Raw genomic sequence first — 14,899 nt, forward strand, 5'->3', positions numbered from 1 at the left:
CGGCCTGTGGCCCGTGAGCCGTGGGCCGTGGGCCGTGAGCCGTGGGCTGCGGCCCTGGCTATGAGCTGCGGCCCGTGGCCGGTGAGCCGTGGGTCAGCCGTTGTAGGCCGCGAGGATCCGGGTGAACTCCCAGGCCTGCTGACCGATCCCGGAGCAGGTGTCGGCGCCGCCGCCGGTGCAGGGGCGGTCGCGGTTGACGGACCAGAAGGTCAGCCGGGCCAGGTGCCGCTGCTGCGCGTAGGCGAGGATCGTGCGGAAGTCGGCCTGGGTGATGGTCTCGCCCACGTCCGTGACGCCGTTCATCGAGGAGATCCCGGTGTGGCGGTAGGCCTGGTCGTCGCTGTAGCCGTACGCGTTCTTCACCGCGGTCTTGAGCCCCTCGGCCGCGCGGACGGTCAGGGTGCCCATGTTCTGTCCGTTGCCGCCGAAGTTGAACGGCATGATGGTCCAGCTGTCGACCGTGAGGCCGGCCGCTGCGGCGCGGTTGACGAGGCTGGTGTCGGGACCGTTCTGGCCGGTCCCGAAGGTGACGTACACCTTCAGGCCGGGGTTGTTCGCCTTGACCGTCCTGAGGGCGTCGACCGTGCGCTGCTGGACGGTGGGGCTGTCGTAGGCGGCGGCCTCGATGTCGATGTCGATGGCCTTCAGGCCGTACGCGTTGATGACCTTCTGGTACGCGGCGGCGAGTTCGCCCGCGCTGGAGCAGGAGCTCTCCAGCTTGTTGCCGCTCCAGCCGCCGAAGGACGGTATGACGTCGCCGCCGGCCGCCCGGACGGTGTTGACCGTCTGCTGGTCGACGCCGCCGACGAGCGGGCGGCCCCCGTCCCACTGCGGGTTGCAGTAGCCGTTGCTGAGGACGAAGGCGAGCGTGAACCACTTGACGCCGGTGGCGTTCATGACGGTGGTCGGGCTCGGCGGGCTGCCCCAGCCGTTGTAGAGGTACGGCGCGACGGCCATGTTCCCGCCGGGGGCAGGCCCGGTGCCACCGGCCGGGGGCGCCGTCCACTTCTGGTTGGCGGCGCCGGTGCACGTCCAGATCTGCAGCCGGGTGCCGTTGGCGGAGCTGTTGCCCGTGGCGTCGAGGCACTTGTCGGCCTGCGGATTGACGATGTCGCGGGCCGCGGTGACGGTCCAGCGCTGCGCGGCGGAGCCGTTGCAGTCCCACAGGCGGACCGCCGTTCCGTCGGCCGTGCCGCCCGAGGTCACGTCCAGGCACTTGCCGAGGGCCTTGAGGGTGCCGTCGGCGCCCACGTCCCAGGTCTGGGCGGCGGTGTCGTTGCAGTCGTACAGCTGGACGGGGGTGCCGTTCGCGGGGTTGGCCCCCGCGACGTCGACGCACTTGCCGCCGATGCCGGTGATCCGGCCGGCGGCGGCCTCGGCGGGTGCGTCGGTGGCGACGGTGAGGCCGCCGGCGGCGAGGGCGAGGGCGGCCACGGTGAGTGGCAGACGGGTCCGGTGCATGTGGGGGGTCCTCTCGGGTGGGGGAGGGTGCGTCGGTGGACGGGGCCGGGCGGCGGCGCCCACCGCGGACCTACCGGGTCGACCAGGCGGTTCAAGGACATGAACGCCGTTCCACTTTCTGAGCGGCAAAAGTAAAGGTATGAACCAGACGCGTCAAGGGTTCGCGCATTCAGGCCTTGAACGCACAACGCCCCCGACAAGAACCCGAGTTGGGTTTTGTCGGGGGCTGGTGTGAAGTGTTGACGACGGGAGCCGTACGGAGCCTCTCCCGGAGCTAGGACACCAGGCCCTCACCCTCCAGCTCGGTCAGCCGCACGGTGCAGAGCCCGCCGCGCTCGGCCTTCACCTCCGTCACCTTCAGCCGGGTGCCCGGCGCGAGGATGTACTCCTCCTCGCCCGTGAACGCGGAGAACCGCCGGATCGCCACCGCCCGCGCCGGCGTGACCTCGAACAGGGTCCGCCGGCCCCGGCTCCCGAGGAACGCCTTCGCCACGCCCAGCTCGGAGGTGCAGGACGACACGCCCCACCACGTCACCGTCTGTCCCAGGGGATACTGCGACCGCAGGTCCAGTGCCACACCGCGCCACAGCGGCCGGGTCTGCGCGGGCAGCGACCCCATCGCGGAGAACAGCAGGCGCAGATACGGCAGATAGGGGATCACCCGCTCCCGGTTCGGGGACCGCAGGACGGCGTTGATCTCGCGGTAGAACGCCGACTCGCAGGTGTAGAGGTGCAGCGCCGAGATCGCGTCGGCGGAGAGCCCCTCTCCGAGTGCGGAATCCCCGAGGGCGGAATCCCCGAGGGCGGATTCCCCGAGCGCGGACTTGCCGAGGGCGGAGTCCCCGAGCGCCGCCTCGGCGACCTTCGATGCGCCGAACGCGCTCGACCTCTCGATGTGCCGGTCCAGCCGGGCGAGGACCCGCGACACCGGCTCGACGGCCTTGCGGAAGTCCATCAGCGGAGTGTCGAACACCCCGGTGATGGCCGGGAGGACGAGCCCCTCGTCCTTGACGCTCGTGAGGCGTTCCAGATAGAGCTGGTGGAGCTCCATCGTCGAGGCGATGAACGCCCCCATCCGCTCCGCGACACCCCCGCCCTCCGCTCCGCCCGCGCCCGTCGTCTTCCGGTCCCAGCCCTTGCTCGGCAGCCAGTCGACCGGCTCGGAGCCCACCGCGGCCAGCGCGTCGTTCACCTGGGCGAAGTGGTCCCCTTCGCAGAAGACGTCGCCCTGGGCGGCCGGGTTCGCGTGGTCGAGGTGCCGGACCTCGACCCCCGGATACTTCTTCTCCAGCCGCTGGACGACCCTCTTCAGGCTCCTGGCGTGCGCGCCCCACCAGGCGAACACCACACCCCGGTCCTCCTCCGCGGCGTCCTGCTTCGCCCGCAGGATCTCCTCGACGATCTGCTCGGCCACCGGCCGCCAGAAGGAGGTGTGGCGATCCGTCGGCACCGCCCCGTCCGCACTCGCCGTGAGAGAGGCGTTGAGCAGCAGCACACCCTGCGTGAGCATCGCCTGGAACCACTCGGGCGGCGCGACGGTGTCCTCCTTCCTCAGCAGCGCGCGGACGTCGCCGATCGGCGTCTTCTTGACGATGCCGTACTTCCACATCGCGGCCGCCTTGATGATGCAGCGGATGCTGACCACACGGCCGAACTGGCTGTCCTTCCAGTCGTTGAAGGTGTTGTCGAACATCGCGATGCCGGTCGCGCTCTCCGCCCGCGGATACGGGTTCTGCCCGAAGGCGACCACCTTCCACTTGTGCGGCGGATGAGGCTTCAACGCCTGAAACGTCAACTCGCGCACCGGAACCACCTCCGGACTGCGCTTCGGGCCGATGAAGTCGCCGGCCGCCGGCTGGGCCTCGATCACCGGAGCCAGCAGCGGAAGCCACGGCTCACCGCCACCGGTGAACAGATCGGCGAGGCCCAGCGGGTCCCCGGCGGAGGAACCCGCGCCGCCGGGGACCGTCACGTCGACATCGTTCACGAGGGTGGAACTCCCAGAACTCGGACCGGCCGCCCCCTCGGGCCCACCGGCATCCTGTACGGATTCGGATTCGGATACGGACGCGGGTGCGGGTGCGGTGAGGCCGCCGCCGGCGGCCCCGCCCTGTGCGGTGCCGGCCTGCGGAGCCTTCGCGTCAGTGACGAAAGGAAGGTCGCTGCGGGACGTCGATCCGGACCCGCCGCGCGGACCCCGCTCCCTCGATGTCGTCGAGCTGCCCGAGCACCGCGGCCCGCAACTCGTCGTAGTCCGCGAACCCGTGGTCGTGGAAGAGCGTGTACCCCGTCCACATCAGGTTGGCGCACACCCCCGCCGGCACCCGGCCCGTCTGCGCTCCCATCCCCACCAGGGCCACCGACCTGATGCTGCCGGGCTTCACCCGGTTCTGCAGGTGCACCGCCTGGAACGCCGCCGCGCACGCCAGCGCCACGTTCAGCGTCTCGCTGACGTTCTGCGAGGACTGCCGCATGGTCGGCGTCGAGATCAGATACCGCGGTACGGCCGCCCCGGACGGGACGCACACCGCGCTGCCCACCGGCAGACTCCCGCCGAACCGGTCGCGGATCGCCCGCTGCACCCTCACCTGGATCCCCGCGCCCAGGTGCCGCTTGACGACGGCGTCGACGCCTCCGTCCATCCGGCCCCTCGCGTTGGTGGGGGACACCCACGCGTCGACATCCACGTCGAGCAGGGATCCGCGCCGGATCTCCACCTCGGGCGTGTCCGCGAACGCGGACCGCCAGGCCGCCACCACCTCGTCGTTGACGTCGACCAGAACGACCCTCAACGCACGTTCGACACCCACGAATTCGCCCCTCTCGCGCAACCGCTCGAACAAGATCGAAGCTATCGCGAGGCACTGACAACGCGGTCGTGGCGGCGGGCGCCCGCACGGGGACCCTCCGCTTCCGGATGTACGACGCGGAGACCACCGGTACGGGGCGGTGGACCACATCCGACTGGGCTGACGAGGGTGCGGGTGCGGCCCTCGGGAGCCGGCCGCTTCGGCGGTCTCGGCCCCCCGGGCTCCGCCTCGACTTGATAGGCAAGTGAATGCTTGCCTATCCTGAGGTGGTGGCCGACGACCTCTTCAAAGCATTGGCCGACCCCACCCGCCGCACCATCCTCGACGAGCTCACGCAGAAGTCCGGACAGACACTGTTCGAGATCTGCGCCCGGCTGAGCATGAAGCACCGGCTCGGCATCTCGCGCCAGGGCGTCTCCCAGCATCTCGCGGTGCTGGAGGCCGCCGGGCTCGTCGAGACCAGACGGGAGGGGCGCTACAAGTTCCACGACCTGAACACGGCGCCGTTGCGGCAGATCGCCGACCGATGGCTCGTACCCCACCCCTCCGGACCGCAGGAGAACACCCCATGAAGATCCACCTGACCAGCGTCTTCGTCGACGACCAGGCCAAGGCCGAGCGCTTCTACACCGAGATCCTGGGCTTCGTGAAGAAGCACGACGTCCCGGTGGGGGAGACGGACCGCTGGCTGACCGTCGTCTCGCCCGACGAGCTCGACGGCACCGAACTCCTCCTGGAGCCCGCCGGCCACCCGGCCGTCAAGCCGTACCGCGACACGCTCGTCCAGGACGGCATCCCGCTCGCCCAGTTCGCCGTGGACGACGTGCGGGCGGAGTTCGAGCGTCTGACCGCCCTCGGGGTCCGGTTCACCCAGGAGCCCCTGGAGATGGGCCCCGTCACCACCGCCGTCTTCGACGACACCTGCGGCAACCTGATCCAGATCGCGACCAAGCCGCAGTAGGACGTACGGAGAGGGACACGCGCGCACGGCGATGGCCCACGCGGCGCCCCGTCGCGCCGCAGCTGCCCCGCGCGCCCGTCAAGGGTGCCGCGGGGTGCGCCGCACGCGGGAGGCGAACACGGCCGTCGTGCCGCTTCCGAACGCGGTGCCGAGCACGGCCCAGGTGGCGGGGTGCGCCCAGGCGGCAGGCGGGAGCTGCCGGGCCAGGACGAGGACTCCCATGAAGACGACGAACCAGCCGAAGGCCGCCCGCAGGGTGTCCTGCGGGAGCCGGCAAAGCGGGCAGCAAACTGCACGTTCTGACCGACGCGCAGGGACTGCCCGTGGTCGTCGGGGTGTCCGCCGCGAACGTCAACGACGTCCAAGCGCTTCGCCCACTCATCCTCGGGATCCCGGCCGTCCGCTCGCGCCGCGGCCCTCGCCGGCGACGTCCCAATAAGGTTCGGGCCGACAAGGCGTACCACTCGGCCGGCAACCTGGCGTGGCTGCGCGAACGCCACGTCACTCCACGGATCGCCCGGCCGGGCGTGGAGTCCTCCGAACGCCTTGGAAAGCACCCATGGAAGATCGAGAGATCGATCTCCTGGCTCTTCGGATACCGCCGACTGACCATCCGCTACGAACGCAAGGGCAGCCACTTCCTCGCCTTCCTCGGCCTCGCCGCAGCCATAGCCTGCTACAAGAAGCTCGCCAAGGTCACCACGTGAGACACCGCCTTAGGGGTCCACCCCATTCCGAGCCGAGTCCATTTTTGGGTGAAATGTAATCAATGCCCTCTATGGGAATTCGAACCGCGAGTCCGGATGGGGATTCCGTTTCCCCTTGCGATACAATCCGTCATTGATTGACACGAGGGCGCTTCCTGTCCTTTTGACACACCCATTTCGGTCCGATGCATCCCGTGCGAGGTGCGCGGCTCCGTTTCACCTGGCAGGAAAGAGGGAGAAATGAAGAGGAATCCAAGGATGTTCACGGTGGCAGGAACACTCACGGGCGTGCTGGCATTGGGGACGCTAAATGCAGGCTCGGCGACTGCAGCCGACTGGGAGGAGATGTACTCGTCTGGGGTGGGCGTTTGCATGACGCCATACGGTGGCGGCACCGGAAACGGCGCAAACATCGTGCAGTGGGATTGCGACCCTATCGACAATGTGCCCGCCCACAACTGGTCATGGGAAACCGTGTCGGGCGGGAACCAGATCAGGAATAGAGTGAGCAATAAGCGTGTGACTCTCTATGGCGGATCCACTGCTAATGGAGTGAATTTGGTCCAGTGGGATTGCAATGGTTCCGCAGCCCAGAAATGGTACAAGGATGGTTCCGCGCCCGATGCGATCATAATTCATGCTGTATCTAGGAAGTGCATGACTTCGAAGGGTGGGAATCAGCGCAGCAATGGCGTCGAGATAACCCTTTGGGATTGCAACGGTCACTACTCCCAGAACTGGTTCGTAAGAGACATTCATTCCTAAGGGTTGTCCCGTGAATGATCTCCAAGTCGTCCCGGGCACCGTTGGTTGCGGTGTGATCCCCTGGTCTATCCGGCGAGGGCGAGGTTGTGCATCCGTGCGATACCGAGCATGGCGTGGCGGACGCCATCGCCTTTGAGGCGGCAGTCGCGGAGGACCTTCCACGTCTTCATGCGGGCGAAGGCGTGCTCGACGCGGGCGCGGACCTGCTCGTGGGACTTGTTGTGTTCCTCTTTCCAGTCCGGCAGTCCGGCAGTCCGGCAGTCCGGCAGTTCGGCCTGGCCGCCGCCGGCGGTGCGGGATGACGAGTCCGGTGCCCGGATAGCCGCCGTCGGCGATCGTGACGGTGTTGCCGACGGCGGCCTGGCGCCGGATTCCTCCCATGCCATGCAGTCGTTGCGGTTCCCGGGCAGAGGCAACCGGTGCCAGGCCGGCCGCGCCCTGGCAGAGGAGGGCACGGCCGACGGGCTTTCAGCCCTGGTTGCCGAGCGGCATACCCCGGGCCTCTCGGTGGATGCGGACCGCGGCGGCTTGGGCCGTACGGGCCCGGTCGGCGGCCTCGCCTCCCATGTGGGCGGGGACGGGCACGGGATTGCCGCACTCGTCCAGAAGGAAACCCGCCTTGTGCGGCAGGGGACGATGCTGTGCCGCGTCGTAGCAGTCCTGCCAGGAAATCGAGTGACCGGTCGGCGGGCAGCAGAAGTCCGCGTGGACGGCAGCCAGAAGATGGTGGGTGACTTCGGGGTCCGGACCGCCGAGTACGGTCTCGTACGGGTCGGGAAGCACACGGGCGATGAAGCTCGCCGCGGTGACGCGAGAGTGACGCATGAACCCTCAATCCTTGTTCGGCCCCGCGCCTTGACCACAGCGTACGGCGCGGCGCCGGCAACGCTCCCTCTCACGGCCGGTCCGCAGCCCGTGAGACCGGGTGCGTTGCCGGCCCGGGCAGGCCCTAACTGGGCTGCGCGACTTCGGCCTTGTCCACCCAGCGGGCCAGGACACTGAATGCGGCCAGCTGCTCCAGTGCCTCGTGCTCAGGCAGCTCGAGCAGGTTGACCTCGTGGCTGTTGGGGTTGCGGATGCCGGCGTAGCAGCCTTCGGCGAAGGCCATGGCCCCGCGGTGGATGCTGCGGAAGGTGTCGCCGCCGTCGTCCTCCATCAGCCGCAGCCGGGGCTCGTCCTGTCCGCGGGGCCCTCGGGGTGGACTCGGGGATCCGGTGGAGTCGGCGCCTCGCGGAGCGGTCGTCTGTTCGGGGGCCGCGAGATCTGATGAATGGTCGTCAGGACGTGATCGGTTCATTGCATTTTTCGTGCAGCGAATAGTCGTTTTATGGGTCGAGATTGACCACTGGAGGCAGCCCTTCCAGCACGGTCACATGGCGAACCCGAACTGACTATGCTCCCCCGTGTGTTGCGCTGCGGTCACAGCGAGTCATGAACGCTGTGGTGCCGGGCGGACGGAACGCGGCAATCGCCCAAAAAGGGCCCGATTCGTTCCCGTCGGTGCATCGCATCACCTCAGTCCGTTCATTCCAGACTGATTAGGGACCCCTTGATGGTTCGTGCAGGTTCAATTTCCAGAGCCCGGCCACCCGCGGTCGATCGCGTCTGGCTCCTCCCCCCTGGAGTTCTGGCCGGAGCCTTCGCCATAGCGTTTCTCCTCTCCTCCGCACAGATACGGACACCGGTCGCCTGGTGCGGTCTCGCCGCCGTCGCGCTGACGGCCGCCACGTCCGCCGTGACCGCGCGCCGACTGCGGTCGGGGGCCGTCGTGCGCTACCAGCGGGCGAGCGCCGACGCGCAGGAGTACTACGCGCAACGCGAGTCCGCGCTCCTCGGACGGCTGGCCGATCAGCGCGCCGCCACCGTCTGGCTCGCCGAGGAGCTGCTCCCGGCCGCGGTCGCCCGGATGAAGAAGGGTGACCCCGCCTCGGAGATCCTGCGGTCCGTCGACTTCGGCGAGCACCTCGACGAGGAGTTCACCGAAGCGGTCCGGGGCGCTCTGCAGACGCTCCTGGAAGCGGTGGAGGCCGAGGAGTACACCAGGGACGCCTCCCAGCGGGCACTCGTCGCCGTCGCGCGCCGCGTCCAGGCGATCGTGCACCAGCTGGCCAAGGACCTGCACCAGATGCAGATCGTCCACGGCACCGACCTCGTGGTCTCCCGCGGCCTCCAGGGCGTCGACCACCGCACCGCCCTGATCGGCCGCCTCGCGGCCAGCATCGCCGTCCTCGGCGACGCGCGGCCCGGACGGCAGTGGTCGAAGGCGATCCCGCTCTACGACGTGCTGCGCGGAGCCATGTCGCGCATCGTCGACTTCCCCCGGGTGAAGCTGCAGTCGGTGACCGCCGTGGCCGTCGTCGGCCCCGGAGCCGAGCCGCTCATGCACCTCCTCGCCGAACTGCTCGACAACGCCACCACGTTCTCGCCGCCGCACACCCCGGTGGAGGTGTCCGCGAGCGAGGTGCCCTCCGGCATCGCCATCGAGATCGAGGACCGCGGCGTCGGACTCACCGAAGAGGTACGCCGGCGCGTCGAGCGCATCATGGCGCAGTCGGCCTCGGGCATCCACCTGGCCGGACTCGGCGAGGTGACGCAGCTCGGTCTGCCCGTCGTCAGCCGGCTGGCCCGCGAGCACGGCTGCGAGGTCGACCTGCGCACCTCCGCCTACGGAGGCGTACGGGCCGTCGTGCTGGTTCCCAGGAACCTGATCACCACGGTGCCGCAGTCCGCCGTGCGGTACCCGCAGCCGCCCGCCCGACGGCGCACGGGAGGCCCGATCCTGCCCAGGCCGACGCCCCCGGGCGACGCTCCGAAGGAATCCGCGGAGGTCAGGAAGACCGTCAACGGACTCCCGCAGCGGCGACGCGACACCCCCGTCCAGACGCCGATCGTCCAGGTGGGCCCCACGCCCCCCGCTCCGGCCGCCACCCGGGGATCCTCCGGCACGACCCGTCAGCCGGGTCTGATGTGGGAGGCCTTCAACGGCGACAAGCGCGCGGCCGCCGAACCTTCCCCTTCACACAGCGAGCCTTCAGATGAGGTCGAGTAACATGCTGCCACTGCCGAACATGGACTGGATGCTCAAGGAGCTCGTGGGCGGCGTCCCGTACGTACGACACGTCGTCGTGCTGTCGGCGGACGGCCTGTGCATCGGGCAGTCGAACACGGAGCCCGACACGGCCGACGCGATCGCCGCGGCCTGCTCCGGCATCCAGAGCCTGGCGAGGGCCATCGCCCAGCGGTTCCCCGAGGGGGACGGCTCGACGCGGATGGTCGGGATCGAGGCCGACGGCGGTTACTTCTCCCTGATGGCGGCCGGACCCGGCGCCTACCTCGCGGTGCTCGCCGACGACCAGGTGGACGCCGGCCTGCTGGGCGACCGCATGCGGACGCTGGTGGTCCGGATCGGACAGCACATGACCAGCCCTCCTCGTGAGGACGTCGGGCAGGCGATGTGACATCGGAGAACCAGGACCCCTGGAATGAGACCGATCCCGTTCCGCTCTACGTCATCACCGGGGGCACAGGGTCCGCGGCGAACGCCTTCAACCTGGTCACCCTCATCGCGACGCGCTCCGAACCGGACGCCGCGATGCAGCCCGAGCAGGCGGCCATCCTCACGATGTGCGCCTACCCGCTCTCGGTGGCCGAGGTGTCCGCGTACCTCAGCCTCCCCTTCAGCGTCGTCACCACGCTGCTCTCCCAACTCGTCGAGGACGAACGGGTCGAGGCCATCGCACCCGTGCCCGTCGCGGCATTCCCCGAACGCGGCCTGCTGGAGGCGGTGATCCATGGACTACGCAAGCTCTGACGTGCGCGTGGCCGGCCCACACGGCACGGACATGCCGCTGCCCCACAGTGCCAGGGGCGTCAAGGTCGTGATCGTCGGAGGCTTCGGCGTCGGCAAGACGACCATGGTCGGAGCGGTCAGCGAGATCCCGCCCCTGACCACCGAAGAGACCATGACGCAGGCGGGCGTGGGCATCGACCACAACCCGGGCGCCCAGGGCAAGAACACCACGACCGTCGCCATGGACTTCGGACGGATCAGCATCAACGAGGAGCTGATCCTCTATCTGTTCGGGACGCCGGGACAGGAACGCTTCTGGTTCCTGTGGAACGGCATCTTCGAAGGCGCGCTCGGCGCCGTCGTCCTCGTCGACACCCGCAGGATCGAAGTCTGCTTCGAAGTCATCACCCGCCTCGAGGACCGCCGCGTCCCGTTCGTCGTGGCCGTGAACACGTTCCCGGAGGCTCCGCACCACCCCGTAGAAGACCTGCGCGCTGCTCTGGCCCTCAGTGAATCCGTGCCCATGGTCACCTGTGACGCACGTGACCGGGCGTCCTGCCGTGACGCCCTGCTGTCGCTGATGGTCTACCTGCGCACCCTCGCCGCCGCCCAGGAGACAGCATGACCCTCCCACCCGCCGAACACACCACCGCCATGCCCGGGGCGATCCCCCCTCCGGGCTGCCCGGCCCACGTCGCCACCGGACCCGGCGGAGCGACCCGCCTCTACGGCGGCGCCGCCGAGACGGACCCCATGGGCCTGTACGAGGAACTGCGCGCCACACACGGTCCGGTGGCGCCCGTGCTGCTCGACGGCGACGTACGCGCCTGGCTCGTCCTCGGCTACCTGGAGAACCGGGACGTGGCCAGCCGCCCGACCCAGTTCTCCCGCGACCCCCGCGTCTGGCACGGCTGGCGCAGCGGCGAGATCGACCCCGCCACCTCGCCGCTGGTGCCGATGATCGGCTGGCGCCCCGACTGCGTCTGCGCGGACGGCGAGGAACACCAGCGGCTGCGCGGCGCGGTCACGGCCGGCCTCAGCCAGTTCGACCACCGCGGCATCCGCCGTCACATCACCCGGTTCGCGCACCAGGTGATCGACACGTTCTGCGAGGACGGCGAGGCGGAACTGGTCGGCCAGTTCACCGAGCACGTCCCCATGCTCACGCTGACCCATCTGCTCGGCATGTCGGACGAGGCGGGCCCCCGGCTCGTCCACGCCGCCCGTGACCTCTTCAAGGCCACCGAGACCTCACTCGCCAGCAACGCGTACGTCCTGGAGAGCCTCGCCCAGCTCGTCGACGCCAAGCGGGTCCGCCCCGGGCAGGACATCGCGTCCGCGCTGATGGCCCACCCCGCGAACCTGTCGGACGAGGAGGTGCAGCACCACCTGCGCCTCATTCTTCTTGCCGGGTACGAGACGACCGCCAACCTCATGTCCAACGTGCTGCGCATGGTGGTGACCGACCCCCGGTTCCGCGGGTCCCTGGCCGGCGGCCAGATGACCCTGCCGGAAGCGGTGGAGCAGGTCCTCTGGGACGAGCCCCCGCTGATGGTGTGCCCCGGCCGCTGGGCCAACGGCGACACCACCCTGGGAGGACAGCAGATCAAGGCGGGGGACATGCTCCTGCTCGGCCTCGCCGCCGGAAACGTCGACGAGGCGATCCGCCCGGATCCGGCGACGCCGGTGCACCACAACCGCGCGCACCTGTCCTTCAGCGCCGGCACGCACGAGTGCCCCGGCCAGGACATCGGCCGCATCATCGCCGACACCGGCATCGACATCCTGCTCACCCGGCTCCCCGACATCGCCCTGTCGATCCCCGAGGAGAACCTCACCTGGCGCTCCTCCACCTGGGCCCGGCACCTGACGGCCCTGCCCGTGAGCTTCGCCGCCCGCGCGCCCCAGGACTTCGACGTCCCGAGCCCGCTGCCGGCCCCGCCGGCCCCGAGTGTCGGAACGCCGGCGGTGCCGCCGTGGCAGACGGCCGCACCGGAGCCCGCGCCCGGGCCGGAAAGCCGGCCCTCGTGGCGGGCGCGGCTCAAGCGCCTTCTGCGGAGGGGCTAGGCGCTGGGGCAGGCCGCAGGTCGAGGGGGCCGCCGACGCCGGTCCGTCGGTGTCCCCCTCGGCGGATCAGGACCGCTGCCGCTGTTCCGGTACGGAGAGGTCCGCGGCGGCGTAGCGGGGCGCTCCCGTGTACCAGGCGTGGAGGCCGGACAGGAAGCCGCAGGCCCCCTGGAGCCAGGTCTCCAGTTCGGCCCGCTCGTCGTGGTCGAGTCCTGATCGCCTTACCAGCTGCGGCAGTTCGCTCTGCCGGAGGTGCTCGAAGTCCCGCAGCCGGGTGTTCACCAGGTTCAGCGCGGCGGGTACGGCGTCGTGGAGGGCGATGCCCAGGGACGTACCGAGGACCACGACCAGGTTGTTGACGTCGTGTTCCTCGTTGACCTCGCGCTCGTACGACGCGAGGTCGTTGGCCAGCCCCATGTAGTCCATGAACGCGTCGAGCAGGGCCCGTACGGTACGGCTGTGCCGAATCTGCTCGGGTATGCGCGCGCCGGTGGCCAGCTCGACGGAGTACGGGGCGGTGTGGGCGGCGAAGCTCTCGCGCCGGAACGGGGCGTACTCGATCAGATGGGGGACGCGGCCGCCGCGGCTGTTGGCCAGCTCCTCGACTCCCGCGTCGACGTAGCGCACCAGGGCCCGGTTGAACTCGTGCCGCCAGTGCGCCAGTCGCGGCGGGAAGAGGTGGCGCTGCAGATCGGCGATGCCCCGCTCGACCGGGTTCGACGGCTCGGGCGGCCGGGCACCGCTGCCGTGGTCCGGTCGCAGGAACTCGTGCAGCCGGGCGGTGAAGGCCACGGCTCCGGGCAGGTCACCGGTCTGCTTGAACGCGGCGGCGAAGTAGTCGTCCCAGGCCAACGCCCATATGTTGAAACGGTGGTTGAGCCGGAGGTCGGCGAACGAGGCGTCGGGCAGGGCCCAGGCGGTCAACTGGTCGACCGTCATGGCGTGGAACTGGGACCGGGTCCATATGGGGGGATGGCCCGACGGTCCTTCCGCGCCGTCCAGCATGCCCATCGCGCGCGCCCATGTCTCGCTCTCCTCGTGCAGGGCCGACAGATACGGATTCACCCGCAGTGGATAGGGCATCCACAGCCGGGGCTGCTCGAGAGCACGCACTGTCATGGGGACCAACCTCCTTCTTCGTTCGGCCGCGGAGGGACGCGGTTGGGCTGTGTGCACTCCCGCACGTGGTGACGGCCGCACTGCCGTGACGCCGGACGATGCCCGGGCCGCGGCCCTCCAAACCTGCCCGCCACCAGCGATCGTCAACCCCTCAACTGTTCCTGACCAGTATTCAGAACAGCTTCATGCGGAAGGAAACGATCCTTCTGGAGAACGTTCCGTAATTCCGCGCAAACTGTCGTCATCCTTCCCGACGGTCTCCGGCCGAGCGCCGTGCGGGCCTCGGACGAGTATGCAGAGGAGGAGGACGGCCATCACGACGCCCCCCGCCCCCATGGCCTGCCGCCGGCCGTCGACGAAGGACTCCCGCGCCGCGCGGATCAGCGCCTTGCTCCGGGAGCCGGCCCCGCCCGCCGCCTCGACGGCGTTCGCGAGGCCCTCGCGGGCGGTGTCGGCCACCCCTGGGGGACGACGTCCCCCGGCGTCCCCGTGGAGCTCACCGTGAGGCCCCTCTGCGTACGACCGGTTCACCCGTGACGGTGGACCCGGTCCGAGCCGCCCACACGACCCCGGCCGGTTCGGGCACGGTGATCCCCATGCACCCCCGCCGTACGACGTTCCTCCTGCTCTCCGTACTCCTCACGGCCGGCTGTGTGGCCGTTCCCCACCCGCCGCCGTACCGGCCCCAGCCCGCGCCGGAAGGGCCGGCGCCGGCCGCCGACCGGCCTCCGGCGCCGATCCCGACCCCCGCCTGGCCCGTACCCGCGCAGCCCGTTCCGCACGAGGAGATCGCCGACACGGAACCGCTCGCCGGCACGCCGACAGGCAGGTCGAAGGGACGGCCGGTCACCCGGGGGGTGGCGGCAGCCGCCGAGGCTCCCGCCGCCGGGCGGTCACCGGAGCGGCGCACGGCGACGCCGGCAGACAGAGGCGCGACCGCCACGCGGAATCCGGCGAAGCCGGCCGAGCCCCCCGCCGGAAAGACCCGTACACGGAAGGAACGCCGGGCGGCGGTGCCGTCCGGGCGGGGGACGCCACGATCCACGGCGCCGTCCGGGCGGGGGACGCCACGGCCGAAGGCGCCGTCCGCCGTGCGGGGTGGGCCGCCGCCGACGAACGCGGGGACTCCGGCGATGCGGCAACTGTGCCGCCAGGCCGAGGACATCGACGCTCCCATGGGCGCGGCCGACCTGTGCCGCGGCATGTACGGCCGCTGACG

The 14,899-nt window shown here is 70.0% G+C and carries 17 protein-coding genes and 1 pseudogene; 10 read left to right on the plus strand and 8 right to left on the minus strand.

The features are described from left to right. Window positions 1–93: 93 nt before the first annotated feature. The 3 genes from ACIP84_RS09010 to ACIP84_RS09020 all read right to left on the minus strand — a co-directional run bounded on the left by ACIP84_RS09010 (window position 94) and on the right by ACIP84_RS09020 (window position 4,271). Window positions 94–1,461, minus strand: coding sequence for a ricin-type beta-trefoil lectin domain protein (locus ACIP84_RS09010; RefSeq protein ID WP_355959116.1), 1,368 nt, complete (start codon window positions 1,459–1,461; stop codon window positions 94–96). A 274-nt stretch (window positions 1,462–1,735) separates the two neighbouring features. Next, a complete protein-coding gene (locus tag ACIP84_RS09015) occupies window positions 1,736–3,448 on the minus strand; it encodes an ADP-ribosyltransferase domain-containing protein (RefSeq protein ID WP_401796367.1) in 1,713 nt (570 codons plus the stop codon). Window positions 3,449–3,602: 154 nt separating this feature from the next. After that, a complete protein-coding gene (locus tag ACIP84_RS09020) occupies window positions 3,603–4,271 on the minus strand; it encodes a macro domain-containing protein (protein ID WP_355959114.1) in 669 nt (222 codons plus the stop codon). Window positions 4,272–4,540: 269 nt separating this feature from the next. Between ACIP84_RS09020 and ACIP84_RS09025 the strand changes: the two genes are divergently transcribed. Continuing rightward, window positions 4,541–4,843 (plus strand): ArsR/SmtB family transcription factor, encoded by a 303-nt coding sequence (locus ACIP84_RS09025; RefSeq protein ID WP_401796370.1) that lies wholly within the window; start codon window positions 4,541–4,543, stop codon window positions 4,841–4,843. After that, window positions 4,840–5,232, plus strand: a complete 393-nt coding sequence (locus ACIP84_RS09030; protein ID WP_355959111.1) for a VOC family protein — start codon at window positions 4,840–4,842, stop codon at window positions 5,230–5,232. Before ACIP84_RS09025 ends, ACIP84_RS09030 begins: the two co-directional genes overlap by 4 nt. 78 nt (window positions 5,233–5,310) lie before the next feature. Here ACIP84_RS09030 and ACIP84_RS09035 read toward each other — a convergent pair whose 3' ends face one another. Next, window positions 5,311–5,454, minus strand: coding sequence for a hypothetical protein (locus ACIP84_RS09035; protein WP_401796373.1), 144 nt, complete (start codon window positions 5,452–5,454; stop codon window positions 5,311–5,313). Between the two features lie 95 nt (window positions 5,455–5,549). Here ACIP84_RS09035 and ACIP84_RS09040 point away from each other — a divergent pair, with 95 nt between their 5' ends. Together ACIP84_RS09040 and ACIP84_RS09045 are read left to right on the plus strand one after the other, a co-directional pair. Beyond that, a complete protein-coding gene (locus ACIP84_RS09040; protein ID WP_401797095.1) occupies window positions 5,550–5,939 on the plus strand; it encodes a transposase in 390 nt (129 codons plus the stop codon). A 267-nt stretch (window positions 5,940–6,206) separates the two neighbouring features. Then, the gene (locus ACIP84_RS09045) at window positions 6,207–6,704 is read left to right on the plus strand and encodes an RICIN domain-containing protein (protein WP_401796376.1); all 498 of its coding nucleotides are present in this window, start codon (window positions 6,207–6,209) and stop codon (window positions 6,702–6,704) included. A 65-nt stretch (window positions 6,705–6,769) separates the two neighbouring features. Here ACIP84_RS09045 and ACIP84_RS09050 read toward each other — a convergent pair. The 3 genes and pseudogenes from ACIP84_RS09050 to ACIP84_RS09060 all read right to left on the minus strand — a co-directional run. Further along, window positions 6,770–7,117 (minus strand): annotated as a pseudogene (locus tag ACIP84_RS09050) (transposase); the annotation flags it as partial. A gap of 55 nt (window positions 7,118–7,172) precedes the next feature. Continuing rightward, a complete protein-coding gene (locus tag ACIP84_RS09055; protein ID WP_401796378.1) occupies window positions 7,173–7,529 on the minus strand; it encodes a hypothetical protein in 357 nt (118 codons plus the stop codon). A gap of 124 nt (window positions 7,530–7,653) precedes the next feature. After that, entirely contained in the window at window positions 7,654–8,001 is a 348-nt protein-coding gene (locus ACIP84_RS09060) for a TIGR02391 family protein (protein WP_401796381.1), read from the minus strand. Between the two features lie 438 nt (window positions 8,002–8,439). Here ACIP84_RS09060 and ACIP84_RS09065 point away from each other — a divergent pair, with 438 nt between their 5' ends. From ACIP84_RS09065 to ACIP84_RS09085, 5 genes are read left to right on the plus strand one after another with little or no spacing between them, the layout of a single operon-like run. Beyond that, window positions 8,440–9,753, plus strand: a complete 1,314-nt coding sequence (locus ACIP84_RS09065; protein ID WP_401796384.1) for an ATP-binding protein — start codon at window positions 8,440–8,442, stop codon at window positions 9,751–9,753. 1 nt (window position 9,754) lies between these two features. Continuing rightward, window positions 9,755–10,162 carry a roadblock/LC7 domain-containing protein gene (locus tag ACIP84_RS09070; RefSeq protein ID WP_229312772.1) on the plus strand — a complete coding sequence of 136 codons (408 nt, stop codon included), beginning with the start codon at window positions 9,755–9,757 and terminating at the stop codon, window positions 10,160–10,162. Next, complete coding sequence (locus ACIP84_RS09075) at window positions 10,159–10,515, plus strand: DUF742 domain-containing protein (RefSeq protein WP_355959101.1); 357 nt, start codon at window positions 10,159–10,161, stop codon at window positions 10,513–10,515. Before ACIP84_RS09070 ends, ACIP84_RS09075 begins: the two co-directional genes overlap by 4 nt. Next, window positions 10,496–11,119, plus strand: coding sequence for an ATP/GTP-binding protein (locus ACIP84_RS09080; RefSeq protein WP_355959100.1), 624 nt, complete (start codon window positions 10,496–10,498; stop codon window positions 11,117–11,119). The genes ACIP84_RS09075 and ACIP84_RS09080 overlap by 20 nt, the downstream gene beginning before the upstream one ends. Then, window positions 11,116–12,561: a cytochrome P450 gene (locus ACIP84_RS09085; protein WP_401796388.1), complete on the plus strand. Its 1,446-nt coding sequence runs from the start codon at window positions 11,116–11,118 to the stop codon at window positions 12,559–12,561. Before ACIP84_RS09080 ends, ACIP84_RS09085 begins: the two co-directional genes overlap by 4 nt. A gap of 66 nt (window positions 12,562–12,627) precedes the next feature. Here ACIP84_RS09085 and ACIP84_RS09090 read toward each other — a convergent pair whose 3' ends face one another. Next, the gene (locus tag ACIP84_RS09090; RefSeq protein WP_401796390.1) at window positions 12,628–13,680 is read right to left on the minus strand and encodes a hypothetical protein; all 1,053 of its coding nucleotides are present in this window, start codon (window positions 13,678–13,680) and stop codon (window positions 12,628–12,630) included. A 596-nt stretch (window positions 13,681–14,276) separates the two neighbouring features. Here ACIP84_RS09090 and ACIP84_RS09095 point away from each other — a divergent pair. Next, the gene (locus tag ACIP84_RS09095) at window positions 14,277–14,897 is read left to right on the plus strand and encodes a hypothetical protein (RefSeq protein WP_401796393.1); all 621 of its coding nucleotides are present in this window, start codon (window positions 14,277–14,279) and stop codon (window positions 14,895–14,897) included. The last annotated feature ends 2 nt before the right edge of the window (window positions 14,898–14,899 follow it).

Origin of the sequence: Streptomyces sp. NPDC088707, assembly GCF_044752725.1 — a bacterium.
Classification (GTDB): Bacteria; Actinomycetota; Actinomycetes; order Streptomycetales; family Streptomycetaceae; genus Streptomyces.